This is a genomic window from Kitasatospora sp. NPDC093558, assembly GCF_040683475.1.
GTDB lineage: Bacteria > Actinomycetota > Actinomycetes > Streptomycetales > Streptomycetaceae > Kitasatospora.
Genome location: NZ_JBFBDY010001383.1, coordinates 1 through 1,069, shown reverse-complemented (window position 1 = coordinate 1,069; position 1,069 = coordinate 1). Strand labels below are relative to the sequence as shown.

The 1,069-nt window shown below is 69.5% G+C and carries 1 protein-coding gene; it reads right to left on the bottom strand.

The window, feature by feature from the left end; all coding sequences use genetic code 11:
• Nucleotides 1-392: 392 nt before the first annotated feature.
• On the bottom strand, nucleotides 393-1,069 hold a 677-nt coding region (locus AB0O00_RS41190; RefSeq protein ID WP_363659769.1), incomplete at its 5' end, for an NlpC/P60 family protein.

Sequence of the window (1,069 nt, the reverse complement as noted above, 5' to 3'; positions counted from 1 at the left end):
AACGTCGCCGACAGGAGTTCTGCTCCCCGCACTCGCGGGGCTGATCCCGCGGCGCAGGAGGCGTACGGCGCGGGGCTGACCTGCTCCCCGCACTGGCGGGGCTGATCCCTCCTCCGGGTGGCGTGCGATTCAGGAAGGTGACTGCTCCCCGCACCCGCACGCTGATCCCCGGACCCGATGACGCGCGAGGTCGCCCTATCCTGCTCCCCGCACCGGCGGGGCCGATCCCTCGTAGCCGTCCAGCAGGCGGGTCACGTAGGTCCGCTCCCTGCACCCACGCGGCTCGTCCCCCTCGATGAACGCTCATAAAGGGGCTCCGGCTCGCGGCCGCCGGGCAGGCCCGCCAGGTACACGAAGTCGCCGGGCCCAGTCACACGAACGAGCGAACTCGATCACGGACGAGTAGCACCGACATAGTCGCCCTCCGGCATGGTGTCCGTCGGGGCGACCTTCACCATGTCGCCCGTTTTCGGGGCGGTGACCATCTGGCCATCGCCGGCATAGATGGCGACGTGGTAAATGCCGCTTTCGCCGCCGTGGGTCCAGAAGAGCAGGTCGCCGGGGCGCAGTTCGGTGCGGGTGATGGGGTGGTGGGCGGTGGCGGTGTACTGGTCGGCGGCGTTGCGTGGGAGTTGGTGGGTTGGCCAATAGGCGTATTGGGTGAGGGCGGAGCAGTCCCAGCCGATGGTTGTGGTGGCTGTGCAGTGGCCTTCGGTGTAGCCGTTGTTGTCGGTGCAGAAGCCGGTGGTGGGGCCTGTTGGGGTTCCGCCGCCGTAGGAGTAGGGCAGGCCGATCTGGGTCATGGCCCTGCGGACGGCGTCGGGGCCGTCGCCCACCCCCGCTACCTCGAAGGGGTGCGAACTGGGCTGGAATCTGGCGAGGTTGGAGAGGATGTCGTCGACGTACTTCTTCGTCTCGGGGAACGGCGGGATTCCGTGCGCAGCCGTGACGGCGCCCCAGCCGGCGTTGTAACCGGCGAGGGCGAGGGCTCGGGAGTCGCCGGGAATGCCGGAGTGCTCGGCCTCGGCGAGGAGGCTGCACATGAGCCGGCCCTGGGCCATGACCGCGT